This window comes from Bacillus cereus ATCC 14579 (assembly GCF_000007825.1).
Taxonomy (GTDB): Bacteria; Bacillota; Bacilli; order Bacillales; family Bacillaceae_G; genus Bacillus_A; species Bacillus_A cereus.
Genome location: NC_004722.1, coordinates 2,282,550 through 2,300,654 on the forward strand (window position 1 = coordinate 2,282,550; position 18,105 = coordinate 2,300,654).

An 18,105-nucleotide genomic window follows, 5' to 3' on the forward strand; every position below is an offset into this window, starting at 1 on the left:
TATATGATTTAGTTAGAAATTAAATATGAATTGAGGAGAAGTCATCAATAATTTCCACCACTTCAATTTCTCCATTAATCAGTAGCTCAGGAAGTTCATTTCTAATATTTCCTTTCCAATACTTTCTAGCTTGTTCGATTTTTTGAGAAAAAGGAATACCATCTTCTTTTGGTAAAAGATTCCCGTCACCTTCAAAAGAACTTCCGATTACTCGTAGTTTAACAATCTGTAAAACTTCTCGATTGTAAGAATCAAATAATGCTTTCCATTTTAAAGCATCTTCATAGCTTTTTGCAGCGTATAAACAAGATAACCTGGAAGGATATTCAGGGAATTCTTGTAGTCTAACCATTTCTACAATGGTTTCTCTAGCTGCTCTAATTGTTTGATCCATATAACTTATAACTACTTTAGCATTTTCATTATTTATATGTAATTCGTCATTTTTATAGTGATTATTTAAAATTTGTATGCCATCTTCACCATTAGCATTTAATTGTTCTCTTTCAAAAAAGAAGTGATATAGAGTATTGTGTTGATTTTTGTTAAAAGGAATCATTTGTCCGATATGCATTTTTTTCCTTGTTACGATGTGATATGCGTAAAATTCTGTTTCATTCATGGTTATCCTCCTAGTAATAATGTAATGCAATGTTAAATTTAGTAATTCAACATTGAAATATATAAAACCTTTATAAGTAAAAGTGAGAATTTGAGTTGAAAGTAAAGAAAATACATGAAAACGTTTTAAATTTGTTCACAAAATGTTCACTTACGAAGGGGATTCCAATGTCGATATAATGACAAAGACTCAAAGAGAGAGGATGATGAAATTTGCCAACAACAAGAAAAGAAAACCTCCAATTTGGCATGATGATGTGCCTTGGAATGGTTATCGTAATGACGTTTTACAATTTACTAATGAATGAAACAGGAGGACCAATTTATATTAAAGAGATTGCATTAGAACTATTAATTGGCTTTATTATTGCGCTATTAATTGAAATAAGTATAGTTGGACCTTGTGCGAAAAAAATTGTATTCATGTTGCCATTTGATAAATCTAAGAAAATAAATATTATCGTTGCGATGGCGACAACTATGGTAATCGGAATGGTGTTCTTTATGTCATTTTTCGGTATGGCTATGATGCATTTACATGGTGGACTACAAGGAGCTTCATTTGTTTCAATTTATTTTTCGATTTTTATTAAAAATTTCATAATGGCATATCCATTACAATTAATTATTATGGGACCGCTTGTACGTTTCTTATTTGCAAAGTTTGTTATGAAAAAGAAATCTTTTAATGTAGCGTAATTTTCATTTATAAAACACTATATATAAATAAAAAACACATCTCGCATTTTTGAGGTGTGTTTTTTTTCATTCCAAGTTATTTTCATAGTGATGTGACATTTGTCCTTTTGTCATTATAGGATGATGGTTTTTAATTAAGTCAGAAATAAAGGATGAGGAGATGATTTTTTGAAAGGTATTCTATTTGCTGTTTTTGCGGGGATATTTATAACACTTCAAGGAACCTTTAATGCGAAACTTAGTTCACATATCGGTATATGGTCGACGAGTATTATAACCCATTTAATTGGATTCATTATTGCAACAACTGTATTTTTGTTAAAGAAAGAAGAGAAAGTAACGGATTTAAAGAGTGTAAAAAAAATATATTTAGTAGCGGGTGCATTTGGTGGATTCATTATTTGCGCAGAAACTATGGCGATATATTCACTAGGAGTTACATTGACAGCTGGCACACTAATGGCTGCTCAATTGTTAACGGCAACAGTTATTGAAATGAAAGGACTGTTTCATATAAAAAAGATACAGATGGAGAGATATCATATTGTGGGAACAATAGTAATGATTATAGGTATTGTTGTATTTAATATGTAAATGAAAGGAGGAAATGAATATGGAGAATAGATCAAGTTTAATTACGCATTATTTGAAAATCAATAAAACGCTCGAGGTTTTTTCAGAAATAGATACAGCATATTTTCAATTAAATCACTTTGAAAAAGGCGAGCTTATTTGCAATATAGATGACGAAATGGATCGTTTATATTTTGTTGTTAAAGGGAAAGTAAAAGTTTATACGATTACACCTGAAGGGAAGAAACTAATTCTTCGCTTTATCAATCCATTGGCCATTGTTGGTGATATTGAACTAATTCAAAATAGCAAAGCACATAATGTCGTTGAGGCTTGTTCAGATGTTGTAGCAATCTCTATTTCTAATACGGTTATTAGAAACAAGTTATTACATGATCCTATATTTATGAAGTTCTTGCTTGAAAACATTGCCAACACGTTAAAAATATCGACTCGTTTTACTGCTCTTAATTTACTTTATCCTGTAGAAGTACGTGTAGCTAGTTATTTGCTTTCAATTTCAACAGATAGTAACGGGAATATGTATAAAGGGGATTTGGATGCAACTTCAGTAACGAGTATTGCAGATTTTATAGGGGTAAGTTATAGGCACGTAATTCGGGTATTACAAAGATTTTATAATGAAAAACTAATTGAAAAGAGTAATGGAGTTATTGTAATTAAAGATTTTTCTAGAATGAAGGAAGTCGCTAAAGATAATATATATGAGCAATGAAAGGGAGAGGAAGATTTTGATTGGATTTAGTTTAGCTATATTAGCAGGAATATTAATTAGCGTACAATCTGTTTTTAATGCAAAAGTAAATGAAAATGTAGGACAGTGGTTAACAACTACATGTGTCCTTGGAATAGGTCTCATTAGTTCTATTCTATTTTATATCATTACAGAAAACAGTATTAGCATTAAAGTGTATACTGCAAATTATTTGTTTTATGTAAGTGGACTGTTTGGCATCGGGTTAATTATTTGTATAATGGGTGCAATAAAGAGTTTAGGTCCAGCATATACGGTGCTAATTAGTCTTATTACTCAATTGGTCGTTGCGTTATGCATTGATACATTCGGATTATTTGGAATGGAGAGTGTTCCATTACAAGTAAATAAATTAGTTGGTATAGGTTTATTAATTGTGGGAGTAGGAATTTTTAAAAATCTATTTTTGAATAAGAAAGCTATTCTTATAAATGAGGATAGTGTCTAAAGAATATAAAGGGAAAAAGTGTAAATGGTCAGAACTTATATATTTAGATAGTAATAAGTGAGCGATGAGGAGAGAAGATAAATGAATCAGTTAATGTTGCAAGATGGTATACACTATTTGAAAATCAATGGGATTATGCATTGGTGTAAAGTTGCAGGGACAGCTCATAATACAGTCCCTCTTATTATAGTACATGGTGGTCCAGGTGGTAATCATTATGTATTCGAAAGAACGCTTGGTTTGAAGTTAGAAGGAAATATGACTGTAGTTTATTACGAACAAAGAGGTTGCGGACGAAGTGAGGCACCACAAGATGACGGTGAGTACTCAATCAATACTCTAGTCGAAGATTTAGAGGAATTAAGAAAGCAATTACATGTAGAGAAGATAAATTTGTTAGGCTACTCTTTTGGTGGACAACTTTGTTTAGAGTATGCTTTGAAATATTCGAAAAATGTTGAACAAATGGTATTACAAGCACCATCGTTAGATGATTTTAATGATATGTATACTGTGCAGATAGAAGGTTTTCTACAAGTAACGAAAGGGGAAATGAAAGAACAAATATTGAAAATAAGTAAGTCGAAAATTGCGCTAAAAGAAAAATATAATCAAGTTTGGAGTATAGTTGATACAGAAAATGTAGATCGACTATTGTTTAAAAATGAAGAATTTGCAAAGCTAAATAGAAGGTTTTGGGAGGAAAGTCAGTTAAGTAATACAGGGAAGATGAGCAAAGTTATTTTTGGAACAAAAGCATCTTTACCGCTTATTGAGCGTATTAAAGGTTTAGAAATTGATACGTGTGTCATAGTTGGAGCGCATGACTATAACACGGGTGTAGGAATGAGTTATAGAATAACGAGACAATTGAAAAATGGTAAACTTGTTATATTTGAAAATAGTGGACATTTCCCAGATATCGAGGAGATGGATAAAGTCTGTGAAACGATTATTGAGTTTTTGGAACAAAAGGGGGATATTAAGGTCGAACCGAATTAATAGAGTTGAATTGGCTATTGGGATATTAAATCATGTAATATGCTAATTGTTTACTTGTAATTGAGGAAGAATCAATTAGTGTATTTGGAAAATAAGTAAAAAAGATCTCGTAAGGTGGAGGTCTTTTTTACTTATTATTTAATATTTTGAACTTTATATGAACTGAAGTAGAAGAGTATGATAAGCACTTTCAGGGAACGAGAATATAACCGAAAATAAAATATTACTAAACATATATAACTAATGAATACAATGTCTTTTTCAGTTATTAAGTTGTAAATCATTTTATGATAAAATCTTTTACATAATTTAATAAAGGGGTAGTATTCAATGGGTTATTTCTCAAATGGTTTATTAGTTTTGTTTGTGCTAATCGTATGCAGTTGTATATTTTTTGGTTGATAATATAATGAGAGTCTTATATAAAAGAAGTTATCTTAAGTGAGATAACTTCTTTTTACTTTATATTGAGAAGGAATTCTATCTTTTTTATTGAAGTTTGTTCTAGTTATTTTTACATCAATCGGATTTGTGTAAAGGGAATTTTATGAAATATAAACAAGCCAGAGAATAGGGAGTATTGACATGGAAAATAGTATACGCTACATAAGTGAACATCCTACAGATTTTAATGGATTATTATCCTTATACGAATCTTTAGGATGGAATTCTCTTAAATTAACGGTTAACGAGTTAGAACGAATGTGTAAGCAAAGTTGGTATGCAATTTATGTTTTTGATGATAAGAGGTTAGTAGGGATGGGGCGTGTCATATCAGATGGAGTCATAACAGGCATTATTTGTGGAGTTGGTGTATTGCCAAAATATCAGTCTAGTGGCATCGGAAAAGAAATAGTGAAACGATTAATCCAACACTGTGAACAAAACAAGGTTATTCCACAACTTATGTGTGTAGAAAAATTGCAATCTTACTATGAATCTATAGGATTTGAAGCATTCTCTATTGGGATGACAAAACATATTATAAGATAGAGGTGCTTTATCCCGCTATTTGCCGAGTAGTAAAAGCCCCACGGATTAAAGTTTCACTTTATATTTTCAGTTTACTCGTACATATTTTCAAACTTCAACATAAAGGAGAATGGCTGTATGGAGATTGCTAAAGGGATAGAAATGCTACATCCCGAATTTCAAGAATTTGTTATTCATCCAATTCTTTTATGGGATGATGAAATGGCAGTATTAATAGATACGGGTTTCCCAGGACAAATTGAAGATATACAAGTAGAGATGGAAAAGGTTGGGGTATCATTTGATAAGTTAAAAGTCGTGATTTTGACGCATCAGGATATTGATCATATAGGTAGTCTTCCGGAGTTGTTGCAGCGCTGTCGAAGTAATATTAAAGTTTATGCGCACGAACTAGATAAGCCATATATCGAGGGGGATTTACCTTTATTGAAGGAAGGAAATGTAGAGAACCGACCAAAAGGAAAAGTGAGTGATACTATGATTGACGGGCAAGAACTTCCGTATTGCGGTGGAATACTAATTCTTCATACTCCAGGGCATACCCCGGGTCATATTAGTTTATATTTGAAACAAAGTAAAATTCTTGTTGCAGGAGACTCTATGTATAGTGTGAATGGGATGTTAGGAGGAATTCACGCCCCAACAACTATAAATATTAAGGAAGCACAGCAGTCTTTGAAGAAGTATTTAAATCTAGATATTGAATCTGTAGTTTGTTACCATGGGGGATTAAGTAAGGGGAATATAAAGATTCAACTTCAAAATTTATAAAAGTCGAAGATAATAATTTTTAGATAATGGATGCTAAATTATAAAAAAACATGTTTGAAAAAAATTCAAACATGCTTTTTTATTAAAGGAAATCTGTTTAATATGAATGACCTAATCCGTTCCAATAAAAAGAAACGATTTCTTGTGCTAATTCATCTATATTTGCAAGAATAGGATTGTGATTTTCATCTTTAAAATTCCCAATAGATAATAAAGATACGAAAGCATGAGCCGCAAATTTAGCGTTTCCTTTCGGAATTTCTCCGATGTGCATAGCATTATCGAGTGCTTTTTCTAGTACTTCATACATATTATCTTCAGCATTTTTTAATTGTTTCAATTGTTCTTCAGATAACGACAGTTTTGCATCTTTCATAAAATTTTTCATATCAATATCCATCGTTGCGTGTAAGTAAACTTTAGCGAAGTCTAATAATCTTTCTTCTAAAGTTTTGTTTGTAGAGAGTATTTGAGACATATTCTCACGTATACGTACCATCATTTCGATCATAGTAGCGGTAAATAAATCGGCTTTTGTTGAATAGTAATAGTAGACAGTTGCTTTCGTAACACCACAAACTTTTGCGACCTCATCCATAGAAACGACTTGATAATTTTGTGTAAGAAATAAGCGGGTTGCTACTTCTAAAATGTTTTCTTTTGTAGATTTTGTATTTTTATTTTGACGCGGCCTTCCGAGAGGACGTTGTTTTTGTTCCAAATACATTCGCTCCTGACATTTATGATTGAGATAATTATAACATAATTTTCAATCATTCTTGATTAATTAACCGACCAGTATATATAATTAATAATGGAGGAAAAAAGGAAGGTGGGTTTTTATGAAAAAGCACCCGTTACATATGTTAGGGAGGCTTGTAGCAGGGAGAAATACGCAGTGGATCACTTTATCGGTGTGGGTTCTTATTACATTATTACTTTCATTTACGTTACCACAAGTCACCAGTACGAAAGAACCGGAATCCGAAAAATTTACCTGAAACAGCTATGTCACAGCAAGCGGAAGCGCTTATGAAAAAAGAGTTTCCGAATAATGCAGGGAATCCTTTGTTAGTAGTATGGTATAGAGAAGGTGGGTTACAGTCACAGGATTATAAACTCATACAAGATGTTTATAAAGAGTTAAAATCTAGTCCTTTAAAAGAACAATCAACGTTACCACCATTTGATACAATTCCAGAGCAAGTATTATCAAAAAGTGCGTCAAAAGATGGTACATCATTTGTTACACCGGTATTTTTTAATAAATCTGCTGGTACGGATATATTAAAAGGAAATCTTGAAGAGTTTAGAAAAATAGTGAATAGTAAGGTGGATGAAGATCCATTTAAACAAAAAATAAGTGAATCTGGTTTACATGTTCGATTATCAGGACCTGTAGGTATTCAAACGGATGCAGTTAGTTTATTTAGTCAAGCAGATGTGAAATTGTTAGTGGCTACTGTACTACTAGTGTTAGTTTTGTTAATTTTACTGTATCGTTCACCAATTTTAGCGATTTTACCTATACTTGTTGTTGGCTTTGCATACGGTATTATTAGTCCTACACTCGGTTTTTTAGCTGATCACGGATGGATTAAAGTAGATGCCCAAGCGATATCAATTATGACAGTATTATTGTTTGGCGCTGGAACGGACTATTGTCTATTTTTAATTTCGAGATATAGAGAGTACTTGTTAGAAGAAGAAAGTAAATATAAAGCATTGCAACTTGCGATTAAAGCATCTGGCGGTGCAATAATAATGAGTGCGTTAACTGTTGTACTTGGATTAGGAACATTACTACTTGCTCATTATGGTGCCTTTCATCGATTTGCAGTACCATTTAGTGTTGCTGTATTTATAATGGGAATCGCGGCTTTAACGATTTTACCAGCACTATTATTAATTTTCGGTAGAATTGCATTTTTCCCGTTTATACCGAGAACAAATTCAATGAATGAGGAGTTTGCAAGAAAGAAAAAGAGGGCTGTAAAAGTTAAAAAATCAAAAGGCTCCTTTAGTAAAAAACTTGGAGATATTGTAGTACGAAGACCATGGACAATAATTATGCTAACTGTATTTGTATTAGGCGGATTGGCTTCATTCGTACCACGTATTCAATACACATATGACTTATTAGAGTCGTTTCCAAAGGATATGCCTTCTCGTGAAGGGTTTACGTTAATTAGTGATCATTTCTCAGCTGGTGAACTAGCACCAATAAAAGTTGTTGTTGATACGAAAGGAAAAGAGCTTCCTATTAAACAAGAACTAGAGAAATTTTCTTTCGTAAATACAGTAAAAGAGCCAAAAGAGGGAAAAGAAAATAAGCAAATACAAATGTATGAAGTTTCTTTAGCGGAAAATCCATACGCAATTGAAGCATTAGATCAAATTCCTAAATTGAAAAACAGTGTAGAAAAAGTATTAAAAGATGCTGGGATTAGTAATGCTGAAGAGCAATTGTGGATTGGTGGAGAAACAGCTTCATTATATGATACAAAGCAAATTACTGAACGTGATGAATCAGTAATTATTCCAGTAATGATTAGCATTATCGCTTTACTATTACTTGTCTATTTACGATCGGTTGTTGCAATGGTTTATTTAATTGTAACTGTTGTCTTATCATTCTTCTCAGCGTTAGGAGCAGGATGGATATTACTTCATTACGGTATGGGTGCGCCGGCCATTCAAGGTGCGATACCGTTGTACGCATTCGTATTTTTAGTTGCTTTAGGTGAAGATTATAATATCTTTATGGTTTCAGAAATATGGAAAAACAGAAAGACACAAAATCACTTGGATGCAGTAAAAAATGGTGTAATACAAACAGGTAGTGTTATTACATCGGCAGGTTTAATTTTAGCAGGAACTTTTGCAGTGTTAGGTACACTTCCAATTCAAGTATTAGTTCAATTTGGTATTGTAACTGCAATTGGCGTATTACTAGATACATTTATCGTAAGACCGTTACTTGTACCCGCAATTACAGTTGTGTTAGGCCGATTTGCTTTTTGGCCAGGTAAACTTTCAAGAAAGAGTGAAGAAATACAAAAGGTAGATGCATAGTTAAAAAAGCCAAGGATATTTGAAGTGACCCCTAAAAGTTAGACACGGTTATTTCATTAGGCAGCTTGATAAAAATGAGTCCGGTATTGCACCGGGCTCATTTTTAATTTTGCCTTTATCCGTTTTGTATTGTAATAATCTATATATTTTTCTAATTCTATTTTGAAGTGCTCTACACTTTCAAACTCTTTTATGTAGAGAAACTCAGACTTCATGATTCCAAAGAAATTCTCCATTACTGCGTTGTCATAACAGTTGCCTTTACGAGACATACTTTGTACGATACCTCTTTTTTGTAATGCGTGACGGTATTGTTTCATTTGATAATGCCACCCTTGATCTGAATGCATCATTAGTTGGTGATTTTCAGGTAAACCTTCTAATGCTGTCTCTAACATTTCTGAAACAAGTGAATACGTCGGTCTAGAGCCAATTGTATAGGTAATGATTTCACCATTATACAAGTCTAATACAGGTGATAAATAAAGTTTCTCACCGAATAATTTAAATTCTGTAATATCGGTTACCCATTTTTCATTTGGCGTATCTGCCGTAAATTTACGCTCTAAAATATGAGGTGCAATTTTACCAACTGTTCCTTTATAAGATTTATATTTTTTCATACGTACAAGACATTTTAAACCTAACTCTTTCATAATTCGTTGCACTTTTTTATGATTCACTATTTGATTACGATTGGCTAACTCATTACGAATACGACGATATCCATAACGACCTTCGTGTTCATCATAAATCGCTTTAATTTCTACTTTTAAATCGGCATCTGGATCGATTCTATCCATTTGTTTTACATAAAAATAATAGGTGCTTCGAGGGATATCCGCTAACTTTACTAATTCTTTCACTTGAAACTCATGCCTTAATTCATAGACTACTTGTGCCTTGTCTTGTTTGGTGATTTTTCCTTGTTTTGAACTAAGGCATTCAACTTTTTTAAATACGCATTTTCCATACGTAAGCGTTCTAATTCAGCTTGTAACGCTTCAACTGAACCTTCTGCCGGAATCTTTTTAGTATCATGTTTTGTGTTTTTATTTTTCATGAATGGACGCCCCTTTTTCTTTGGTTCAAGGGCATCTAAGCCACCTACTTCAAATTGCTTCTTCCATTGATAAACCGTTGTAAAAGAAGGAACCATGAATATAGCCGCTGTATCCATTAACGATATACCCGATTGAGCCATAAAATTTAGTACGTCTAGTTTAAACTCTGCGGTGTAATTTGTATAGACCTCGTGTAAACCTTCTTCTCCATGGAGTTCGTATAAGCGTAACCAGTATTGAAATTGTGCCTTTGTAATATGCATCTGTTTTGCATATTCTGCTTGAGAAATTATTTTCGGATTAAATCCTTGAACGAGCGTTAACTTTAAATCCTTCGTAAATTTTGTCATACAAAAAACTGCACCTCCAATTGTTAGACTGTGTCTAACAATTGGGGTGCAGTTCATATTTTCCTTGGCTTTTTTCAATGTAGTTAATTAATTTTTTGAAGTTAAATCATCAGCTGCAGCGTGATCAGCATCTTCAATTGTTGTTTCGGGCATTCCGTATAAGCCGTTCATTGCTTGTTCTTCGATAGTAAGATTTGCAGTATTATTATTTTGAATAGATGTAGTGTTTTCAGTAACATTTTCTTTTTTATTCATATTTTTGTTATTCATGTATGTATCCTCCAAATTTCATTTGATTTATCTATAGTATGTGGATGGATTTCCAGAAATATGTGAATTGATTCTTACAGCCCTTTCCGAACGGGAAAGCCCATCGCCTTTAGGCATGGGATGAAAGTGAGGTTGGATACGGAGTACCACTAAAAATCGCTAAGTTTGTGGTACTTTAAGTATCCAAAATATTGGTATCTTTTGTGGTGTAGTTTAAAAGTAAAACTGATACAATGTGAATATGATAAATGATTATAGAAGAACAAAAACAACTGTGTCATTAATTAACTACCATTTTGTGTTTTGCCCGCGATACAGAAGAAAAATTTTTCTTAACACAAAAGTAGAAGAACGTTTCAAAGAGTTGGTTCAAGAAATATGCGGAGAAATGGATGTTGCTATTGTCGCAATGGAATGCGACAAAGACCACGTTCACTTGTTCTTAAATACACTACCAACACTTAGTCCTGCTGACACAATGGCGAAAATTAAAGGAGTGACATCGAAGCGTTTGAGAGGAGAGTTTCCTCATCTTCAACACTTGCCAAGTCTATGGACACGTTCCTATTTTGTTTCTACTGCTGGAAATGTATCGACTGAGACAATTAAACAGTATGTTGAAAATCAAAAGACGAGGGGGTGAAAATTGTGTCACAAACAATCACAGTCAAAGTTAAATTGCTTCCAACAAAAGAACAAATTCAGTTATTGGAACAAAGTAGCTATGAGTATATCAAAGTCATTAATACACTTGTATCTGAAATGGCTGAAGCGAAGAAGAGCACTAAGAAAAGTACAAAAGATGTTGAAGCGAATCTTCCAAGCGCAGTGAAGAACCAAGCAATTAAAGACGCTAAAAGTGTGTTTTCTACAAAGGTGAAAAAAAGTAAATACAAAGTTATTCCGATTCTAAAGAGACCTGTTTGTGTATGGAACAATCAAAACTATTCGTTTGACTTCACGCACATTTCAGTTCCACTCATGGTAAATGGAAAATCAACTCGCTTAAAGGTTCGTGCTTTATTAACTGATAAATATAATCGCAATTTTAATTTGTTAACACACAAGTTAGGTACACTTCGTATCACGAAGAAATCTAATAAGTGGATTGCTCAAATATCTGTCACAATTCCTACAAATGAAAAAACAGGAACGAAGATTTTAGGGGTAGATTTAGGTCTTAAAGTCCCTGCGGTAGCCATCACAGACGATGAGAAAGTTCGTTTCTTCGGCAATGGTAGACAAAACAAATATATGAAACGTAAGTTTCGTAGTGTTCGTAAGAAGTTAGGTGAAAATAAGAAATTAAATGCCATTCGACAACTTGATGATAAAGAACAAAGATGGATGCAAGACCAAGACCACAAAGTAAGTCGTGAAATCATTGACTTTGCAACTGATAATAACATTTCTGTTATTCGTTTAGAACAACTAACGAATATTAGACAGACGGCAAGAACAAGCCGTAAAAACGAGAAAAATCTACACACTTGGTCATTCTATCGTTTAGCACAATTCATTGAATACAAAGCGAATTTAGTTGGTATTAAGGTAGAATATGTGAACCCTGCTTATACAAGTCAAACATGTCCGAAATGTTCTGAAAAGAACAAAGCACCAGCCAGAAAATCCAAGTGCCGATGTGGATTTGAGAAACATCGTGATAGTGTTGGGGCGATGAATATTCGCACCGCAACTGTGATTAATGGTACCAGTCAATCAGCTTAAGATGCTATACGCACTGTCTTAGGAGGGGCAATGAGATGCCCTCATCTTGAAGTCTGTTCAAAACAGAAATGGACTGCGAACGTTTAGTCATTCAAGAATCCCACCCGTCAATCCGTAAGGATTAGGGCTTGCGACTTTAGTCGTGGGAGTCTCAAAGCAGTTAAGTAATACTTGCAACGAGTGGCTTAAGTAATATCTAATTTTTAATTATATAAAGTGAAACTTTAATCAGTGGGGTGTCAGCCCCCGCTGATTATTAGCACGACCCCCACCTAACTTCTTTGCTTTCGCTGAATTTTGAGGTGGGGGTCTTACTGCCCGGCAAATAGCGGGATAAAATTGAAAATGAATAAAAGAAGAGAACATGTTTATATTACATGGTCTCTTTTTATTATTCATTAATATTAAGTAATCGTGGAAAATATAGGGTGATTTGTAGTTTAATAGTAAAGAGAGTGATTAGTGTTAATTTTCTTTGTTTTTAAGAATTTAAGGATATAAATGTTTTAATAGGGGGAATAAAGTGAAATTCGTAAGCATTGAAAAAGATGAGATCTTAATTGGGAATATGGCAAAATTGTATTGTAAAGTATTTGAAAAAACAAATTTCAATGAAATGATCGAGCGAATGAATAGGCATATAGAATATACAGGTTTTAAAGGTATAGTAGCAATAAATGATGAAAATGAAGTAGTTGGCTTTACTTATGGTTATCGCTCAATGGAGGGACAGTACTATAATCAATTAATGAGAGAAGCGTTACATCTAGAGCAAGTAGACGAATGGTTACAAGATTGTTTTGAATTTGTAGAGTTAGCAGTCCACCCACAATATCAAAATGAAGGTCTTGGAACGAAATTACATAATGAATTACTAGAAGGGATTCCAAATAGAACGAGTGTTTTAACAACACAAATAAACAATGAAAAAGCACGTTCGTTATATGAAAGATTAGATTGGGTAAATGTATTAGAACCATTTCATCCAAGTAAAAATGATGTTCCATATGTAATAATGGGAAAAGCATTAAAAACAAAAGTGAATTGATAATTATGCCATTCACAAAAATGGTTGGTTTGTAATAATGAAGGGGAAAACGAAAATGACGAAAATATCTATAGAAAAAGCTACAATTTTAGATGCTGAGAAATTAACAGAAATAATGAAAAGAACATTTGATGCAGAAGCAAAACAATGGCTATATGGCCAAGATGATGTCATTGATTATAACATTCAACCGCCAGGATATTCTTCAGTTGAAATGATGGAATATTCCATTGAAGAATTGGATTCTTTCAAAGTTGTAATGGATAAAGAAATAATCGGAGGGATAATAGTTACGATTTCTGGTAAGTCGTACGGTCGAATTGATCGTATTTTTGTAGATCCTGTTTATCAAGGAAAAGGAATTGGATCACATGTTATGAAATTAATAGAAAAGGAATATCCGAACATAAAGATTTGGGATCTCGAAACATCTAGTAGACAAATTAACAATCATCACTTTTATAAAAAGATGGGTTACCAAATGATTTTTGAATCGGAAGATGAGTATTGTTACGTGAAAAGAATAAAAACAAGCTCAAACAAAGCGAGTGTAGTTACAAATAAAGATATGAAAAATAGTCAATACGAAAACTGTAATTTAGCAAATACAGAGTATTATCAAGTGAATTTAAAAAACAGTTCATTTGTTGGTAGCAATATAATGAATATGAATATGAGTAATTGTAATGTAAGTCAATCCAAGTTTAGAAATATAAATTTTAGATGGTCATCATATGCAGATTTAAATCTTTCTGGTAGTAAATTTAATTTGGTGACTTTAGGTGGAGTGCAATTTAAAAATACAAGTCTTGGAGATGAGAAGGAACCTATTGTATTCGATAAATGTGATTTGGAATGTAGCACTATAAGTAATAGTAATCTGAAAAATATTGAAATAGAAAATTGTGATATAGTCGGCATGAAACTAAATGGTATTTTGATTGAAAATTTGCTTGATTTATATAACAAGGTGAAAAGTTAACCAAATCCATATCCATATAGTCTTTAATCTTTTTGAAAATTAAGTATTATATCGAAATAATTATGTAAAAATGACATAAAGAAATCCGGGCGAGAAGGTCATTCGTGAACGTTTCTAGAATAACACACAAATATATTGTTATTTATATGGAGGAGAGAAAGATGGGAATCAACGTTAGAGCAGTAGAAATACAAGATGCTAGAGCAATTCATCGTATATGTATACAGGATAACGTTTTACCGTATATGGTTTTCTTACCTAGCATGCGTGTAGAGGCTATGGAAAATAGAATTCGAAATTTAGCACCAAATCAATTTGAATTTGTTGCAGAATATGATGGAGAAGTTGTTGGGTTTGTAGGTTTAACACAAAGTCCGGGCCGAAGATCTCATTCAGGCGATTTATTCATTGGGGTAGACAGTGAATATCATAATAAAGGAATTGGGAGAGCACTTCTTACGAAGATGCTTGATTTGGCTGATAATTGGTTAATGTTAGAGAGAGTAGAACTAGGTGTATTAGAAACGAATCCAAAAGCAAAAGCTTTATATGAAAAATTTGGATTTGTAGAAGAGGGAGTAAAGATAGGGAATTTGAAAGCTCATGGAAAGTTTATTAATGAAATTATGATGAGTCGTTTTAGACCGAATGGTTTAATTGTACATAATGAATAGTTAAAAGCATGACAGTATACTGTCATGCTTTTTTATTAGAACTTGGCTGCAATAAAAATAATACTAAACCAATAAAAATAACGGTAATTCCTAGTCCTTGTTGTAAAGAAATGGTCTCATGTAATATAAAGTACGCTAGTATACAAGTGCCAATTGTTTCACCTAAAATACTCATTGAAATTACAGTAGCACTCATCCATTTTAATAACCAATTAAAAATGGTTTGTCCTAAAATTGTAGCAATGAAAGCTAATCCAATAAAGCACAACCAAGTTTGTGTAAAGTAATGGATGAAAGATTCTTGTTGCGTGAAAGCAAATATGCCAAGAAAGCCAGCACTACTTCCATAACTAATTACTGAATAGGGTATAAGTGACAAATCTTTACGAACGTGTTGGCTAATGAAAAAATAAGCAGTAATGATACCGGCAGCAATAAATGCTAAAATATCTCCATATAAAGCTTCTCCACTAATTTGGAAATCTTGCCAGCCAATGATGATACTACCTGAAATAGCGATGAGGCAACCAATAACCGCTCCTTTCGTAAATCTTTCCTTAAATAAAAAATAACCACCAATCATTGAGAACAAAGGTTGTAACGTTACGATAACTGTAGAGCTTGCTACAGAAGTATATTGTAATGATTCAAACCATAGTACATAATGTGCAGCTAAAAATAGCCCAGATATGAATCCGAATGTCCATTGTTTTTTCGTTAAAGTTTTTAGCTCATTTCGACTATTTTTATTAAATAGTAATAACGGTAACAGGATCAGTGTGGCAAAGAATAATCGGTAAAAAGCAATGATTGTCGCAGGAGCATCTGCCAATTTTACAAAAATTGCTGAAGTTGATAAGGCGAATACACCAAAAAATAAGATGAAATATGAAAGAATAGGTGATTTCAAAGTTTGTCCCTCCTATAGAATGTTTATTATAATAAACTTAATACGATATAATGTACAAAGGTAAGTATATAAGTCCCGGAGATAATAGGAAAGGATTATTTGCCTTTGTTTAGTATGTCAGCACAAAGACAATGAAATATGCATTATGATGGATGAAAGGAAGTTTTACTATGATACATGATAGGCTTGGACAAACAGTATTAAGTTATCGTAAGAAAAATAATATGACAATTCGTGAATTCGCTGATTATGCAGGAATTAGTACATCACTAATTAGCCAAATTGAAAGAGGACATGCTAATCCTTCTTTAAATGTTTTGGAGTTAATTGCAAAAGCATTAAATGTACCGCTGTTTACACTTTTTATTAATGATATCGATACAGATTCGCTCATTTCTAAGAAAAAAGATCGAAAAAAAGTATATCGGGAAAACAATGATCACATTGTATATGATGTATTAACACCTGATTTTATGAAAGCACGTATTGAAATGTTAATGATGGATTTAAATAAACGAGCAAACACAACAGAAAGCCATTATTCCCATGAAGATAAGGAAGAGATTGCTGTTATTATGAAAGGGGAAGTGTATGTGGAATTGGAGGGAAAAGAATATTATTTAGAAGAAGGCGATGTTGTACGTATTCCACCGAATGTGAAGCATCGATTTTTGAATAAAAGTGATGAATCGAATCACATTTTATTTGTACTGACACCATCTTTAGGATGAAAATATAGTGATTTTTAATAGGGGAGAAAGAAAATGGAAAAAAGTATTTTGAAAGGCGGTCTTTCAATTATTTCTCAATGTAAAAAAGAAACAAATGATATTTGGCATGCACATTTTGGAGCAGCTGCAATTGCTAGTTATTTTTTTATGAAAGATAATAATATTGATGAAGAAACAGCTCGTAATATGTATTCGCAAACAAGGATGATGCTGAACAAGAAAAAAATTGGTGAGATGATTGATGATAAAAAAGAAATAGATTTTAAAATTGCGGAAAATATGATTATAAAATCTTTAGAACAAACGATTGATGAGCTTCATTGGGTGGGGCATAACGTCATTTATGCGTCATTAAGTTTATTAGCTATGAAAGAGCTACAAAAATGGGGTGATAATCAAGCAATTGAAGGGATTACTACTCTTATTTTATCATTTCGAAAAACAATTCCAGGTAGATCGTGGATTGGTTATACGACGAAAGAAGTAAAACAATTAAGTTTTGAAGAGGAGATACAAAGTGAATTGAGTAATCCAACACAAGTATCTCAGTTCATTTTAAATGAGTTATCGAAATTTAATAGTATTTATCGAGCGGAATCACATCATGATTTAATTGGGCATTTGCTTACATACTCCCACGCAATTAATATAATGTACGATTTAGGACATATAGATATATTTCAACGAGGGATACGTCCGCTGTTAAAACTAGTATACGTACTAAGAGCTAGCCAAAAGCTCAAGCTGAATACGGAAATAACTTTACACTCACCTATAGATCGATTACCTTTAATTCAATCTAAACGTGCAAATATTTTACCAACTGAAAATATATTTTGGATAAAAGACTATAGTGAATTCGATTGGGATTTTGGTCATGTATTTAAATTCTCATATAGTTATTTTAATCATATACAGAGAGCTCCAAATTATAAAGATATCACATTAGAAAAATTCCGTTATGTTATTCATTCTTAATGAACGCTAATGATCTGTAAAAGGATGTTTAATCTAGTTTCTTTTTTTGTTAGTAGTATATTATTTTTTCAAATATGTAAGATTTTACATGCGTATTTTACTTTTACTAATTATGTAAGTAGGCTATACTGAAATACATACATTTTATTTTTGGAGAGATGTAAAACGACATGGAACTAGCGAAATTGGAAAAAGTAATTGAAATAAAAAAAGAAGAACTTTTATATTTAGTATCGGATTATGGAATTCAACATGAAAAAGTATTGGCATTGAGTCAAGAACTAGACAAATTAATCAATTACTTTATGTTTTTAAAATAAAGAGAACTATGACGGGGTTTGTAAATGTTATAGTTCTTTTTTATTAGGTAATTTGAAAATATATTAAAATATATTGTCTAATTTCTTACAGAA

Annotated in this window: 20 protein-coding genes and 1 pseudogene; 16 read left to right on the forward strand and 5 right to left on the reverse strand. The window is 32.4% G+C overall.

Translation table 11 applies throughout. From position 1 onward, the window contains the following. Window positions 1-19: 19 nt before the first annotated feature. Window positions 20-622 (reverse strand): DUF2441 domain-containing protein, encoded by a 603-nt coding sequence (locus tag BC_RS11685; RefSeq protein ID WP_001005956.1) that lies wholly within the window; start codon window positions 620-622, stop codon window positions 20-22. Window positions 623-834: 212 nt separating this feature from the next. Here BC_RS11685 and BC_RS11690 point away from each other — a divergent pair, with 212 nt between their 5' ends. The 7 genes from BC_RS11690 to BC_RS11720 all read left to right on the forward strand — a co-directional run bounded on the left by BC_RS11690 (window position 835) and on the right by BC_RS11720 (window position 5,882). Continuing rightward, window positions 835-1,320, forward strand: coding sequence for a hypothetical protein (locus BC_RS11690; RefSeq protein ID WP_001143404.1), 486 nt, complete (start codon window positions 835-837; stop codon window positions 1,318-1,320). 168 nt (window positions 1,321-1,488) lie between these two features. Continuing rightward, window positions 1,489-1,914: a DMT family transporter gene (locus BC_RS11695; protein ID WP_000676257.1), complete on the forward strand. Its 426-nt coding sequence runs from the start codon at window positions 1,489-1,491 to the stop codon at window positions 1,912-1,914. 19 nt (window positions 1,915-1,933) lie between these two features. After that, on the forward strand, window positions 1,934-2,629 hold the full coding sequence (locus tag BC_RS11700; RefSeq protein ID WP_000431609.1) for a Crp/Fnr family transcriptional regulator: 696 nt from the start codon (window positions 1,934-1,936) through the stop codon (window positions 2,627-2,629). A gap of 16 nt (window positions 2,630-2,645) precedes the next feature. After that, a complete protein-coding gene (locus BC_RS11705; RefSeq protein ID WP_000579028.1) occupies window positions 2,646-3,116 on the forward strand; it encodes a DMT family transporter in 471 nt (156 codons plus the stop codon). 81 nt (window positions 3,117-3,197) lie between these two features. Next, window positions 3,198-4,118, forward strand: a complete 921-nt coding sequence (locus BC_RS11710; protein ID WP_001072682.1) for an alpha/beta fold hydrolase — start codon at window positions 3,198-3,200, stop codon at window positions 4,116-4,118. A gap of 585 nt (window positions 4,119-4,703) precedes the next feature. Further along, window positions 4,704-5,111, forward strand: a complete 408-nt coding sequence (locus BC_RS11715; protein ID WP_000431726.1) for a GNAT family N-acetyltransferase — start codon at window positions 4,704-4,706, stop codon at window positions 5,109-5,111. A 117-nt stretch (window positions 5,112-5,228) separates the two neighbouring features. Further along, window positions 5,229-5,882 carry an MBL fold metallo-hydrolase gene (locus BC_RS11720; protein ID WP_000401467.1) on the forward strand — a complete coding sequence of 218 codons (654 nt, stop codon included), beginning with the start codon at window positions 5,229-5,231 and terminating at the stop codon, window positions 5,880-5,882. A 97-nt stretch (window positions 5,883-5,979) separates the two neighbouring features. Here BC_RS11720 and BC_RS11725 read toward each other — a convergent pair whose 3' ends face one another. Beyond that, complete coding sequence (locus BC_RS11725) at window positions 5,980-6,603, reverse strand: TetR/AcrR family transcriptional regulator (protein ID WP_000436013.1); 624 nt, start codon at window positions 6,601-6,603, stop codon at window positions 5,980-5,982. A 121-nt stretch (window positions 6,604-6,724) separates the two neighbouring features. Between BC_RS11725 and BC_RS11730 the strand changes: the two are divergent. Next, a pseudogene (locus BC_RS11730) lies at window positions 6,725-8,957 on the forward strand (MMPL family transporter). Window positions 8,958-9,013: 56 nt separating this feature from the next. Here the strand turns inward: BC_RS11730 and BC_RS11735 are convergent. Further along, a protein-coding gene (locus tag BC_RS11735) for an IS3-like element ISBce18 family transposase (protein ID WP_113732220.1) occupies window positions 9,014-10,371 on the reverse strand; the annotation gives its coding sequence in 2 pieces (ribosomal slippage) (window positions 9,014-9,915 and window positions 9,915-10,371; 1,359 coding nt in all). 87 nt (window positions 10,372-10,458) lie between these two features. Then, the gene (locus BC_RS11740) at window positions 10,459-10,641 is read right to left on the reverse strand and encodes a DUF4021 domain-containing protein (RefSeq protein WP_001060657.1); all 183 of its coding nucleotides are present in this window, start codon (window positions 10,639-10,641) and stop codon (window positions 10,459-10,461) included. A 241-nt stretch (window positions 10,642-10,882) separates the two neighbouring features. Between BC_RS11740 and tnpA the strand changes: the two genes are divergently transcribed. The 5 genes from tnpA (at window position 10,883) to BC_RS11765 (ending at window position 15,073) form a co-directional block, all read left to right on the forward strand. After that, complete coding sequence (gene tnpA / locus BC_RS11745; protein ID WP_000606465.1) at window positions 10,883-11,284, forward strand: IS200/IS605 family transposase; 402 nt, start codon at window positions 10,883-10,885, stop codon at window positions 11,282-11,284. A gap of 5 nt (window positions 11,285-11,289) precedes the next feature. After that, window positions 11,290-12,369 (forward strand): RNA-guided endonuclease TnpB family protein, encoded by a 1,080-nt coding sequence (locus BC_RS11750; protein ID WP_000084147.1) that lies wholly within the window; start codon window positions 11,290-11,292, stop codon window positions 12,367-12,369. Between the two features lie 523 nt (window positions 12,370-12,892). Further along, the gene (locus tag BC_RS11755; protein ID WP_000673968.1) at window positions 12,893-13,417 is read left to right on the forward strand and encodes a GNAT family N-acetyltransferase; all 525 of its coding nucleotides are present in this window, start codon (window positions 12,893-12,895) and stop codon (window positions 13,415-13,417) included. A gap of 37 nt (window positions 13,418-13,454) precedes the next feature. Then, window positions 13,455-14,399, forward strand: coding sequence for a GNAT family N-acetyltransferase (locus tag BC_RS11760; protein ID WP_002025165.1), 945 nt, complete (start codon window positions 13,455-13,457; stop codon window positions 14,397-14,399). Window positions 14,400-14,560: 161 nt separating this feature from the next. Next, window positions 14,561-15,073 carry a GNAT family N-acetyltransferase gene (locus BC_RS11765; protein ID WP_000512624.1) on the forward strand — a complete coding sequence of 171 codons (513 nt, stop codon included), beginning with the start codon at window positions 14,561-14,563 and terminating at the stop codon, window positions 15,071-15,073. A gap of 22 nt (window positions 15,074-15,095) precedes the next feature. On the opposite strand, the gene BC_RS11770 is transcribed toward BC_RS11765, so the two are convergent. Continuing rightward, window positions 15,096-15,983: a DMT family transporter gene (locus BC_RS11770; RefSeq protein ID WP_000841809.1), complete on the reverse strand. Its 888-nt coding sequence runs from the start codon at window positions 15,981-15,983 to the stop codon at window positions 15,096-15,098. A 170-nt stretch (window positions 15,984-16,153) separates the two neighbouring features. Here BC_RS11770 and BC_RS11775 point away from each other — a divergent pair, with 170 nt between their 5' ends. The 3 genes from BC_RS11775 to BC_RS11785 all read left to right on the forward strand — a co-directional run bounded on the left by BC_RS11775 (window position 16,154) and on the right by BC_RS11785 (window position 18,012). Further along, complete coding sequence (locus BC_RS11775) at window positions 16,154-16,714, forward strand: helix-turn-helix domain-containing protein (RefSeq protein ID WP_000581032.1); 561 nt, start codon at window positions 16,154-16,156, stop codon at window positions 16,712-16,714. Between the two features lie 33 nt (window positions 16,715-16,747). Further along, window positions 16,748-17,692, forward strand: coding sequence for a hypothetical protein (locus BC_RS11780; protein WP_000415694.1), 945 nt, complete (start codon window positions 16,748-16,750; stop codon window positions 17,690-17,692). 170 nt (window positions 17,693-17,862) lie between these two features. After that, the gene (locus BC_RS11785; RefSeq protein ID WP_000417698.1) at window positions 17,863-18,012 is read left to right on the forward strand and encodes an aspartyl-phosphate phosphatase Spo0E family protein; all 150 of its coding nucleotides are present in this window, start codon (window positions 17,863-17,865) and stop codon (window positions 18,010-18,012) included. Window positions 18,013-18,105 lie beyond the last annotated feature (93 nt).

Coding starts and splice junctions, on each gene's coding strand:
- BC_RS11720 (WP_000401467.1), top strand. CDS start 5,229: ATGGAGATTGCTAAAGGGATAGAAATGCTACATCCCGAATTTCAAGAA.
- BC_RS11685 (WP_001005956.1), bottom strand. CDS start 622: ATGAATGAAACAGAATTTTACGCATATCACATCGTAACAAGGAAAAAA.
- BC_RS11785 (WP_000417698.1), top strand. CDS start 17,863: ATGGAACTAGCGAAATTGGAAAAAGTAATTGAAATAAAAAAAGAAGAA.
- BC_RS11700 (WP_000431609.1), top strand. CDS start 1,934: ATGGAGAATAGATCAAGTTTAATTACGCATTATTTGAAAATCAATAAA.
- tnpA (WP_000606465.1), top strand. CDS start 10,883: ATGATAAATGATTATAGAAGAACAAAAACAACTGTGTCATTAATTAAC.
- BC_RS11710 (WP_001072682.1), top strand. CDS start 3,198: ATGAATCAGTTAATGTTGCAAGATGGTATACACTATTTGAAAATCAAT.
- BC_RS11775 (WP_000581032.1), top strand. CDS start 16,154: ATGATACATGATAGGCTTGGACAAACAGTATTAAGTTATCGTAAGAAA.
- BC_RS11760 (WP_002025165.1), top strand. CDS start 13,455: ATGAAGGGGAAAACGAAAATGACGAAAATATCTATAGAAAAAGCTACA.
- BC_RS11715 (WP_000431726.1), top strand. CDS start 4,704: ATGGAAAATAGTATACGCTACATAAGTGAACATCCTACAGATTTTAAT.
- BC_RS11740 (WP_001060657.1), bottom strand. CDS start 10,641: ATGAATAACAAAAATATGAATAAAAAAGAAAATGTTACTGAAAACACT.
- BC_RS11780 (WP_000415694.1), top strand. CDS start 16,748: ATGGAAAAAAGTATTTTGAAAGGCGGTCTTTCAATTATTTCTCAATGT.
- BC_RS11765 (WP_000512624.1), top strand. CDS start 14,561: ATGGGAATCAACGTTAGAGCAGTAGAAATACAAGATGCTAGAGCAATT.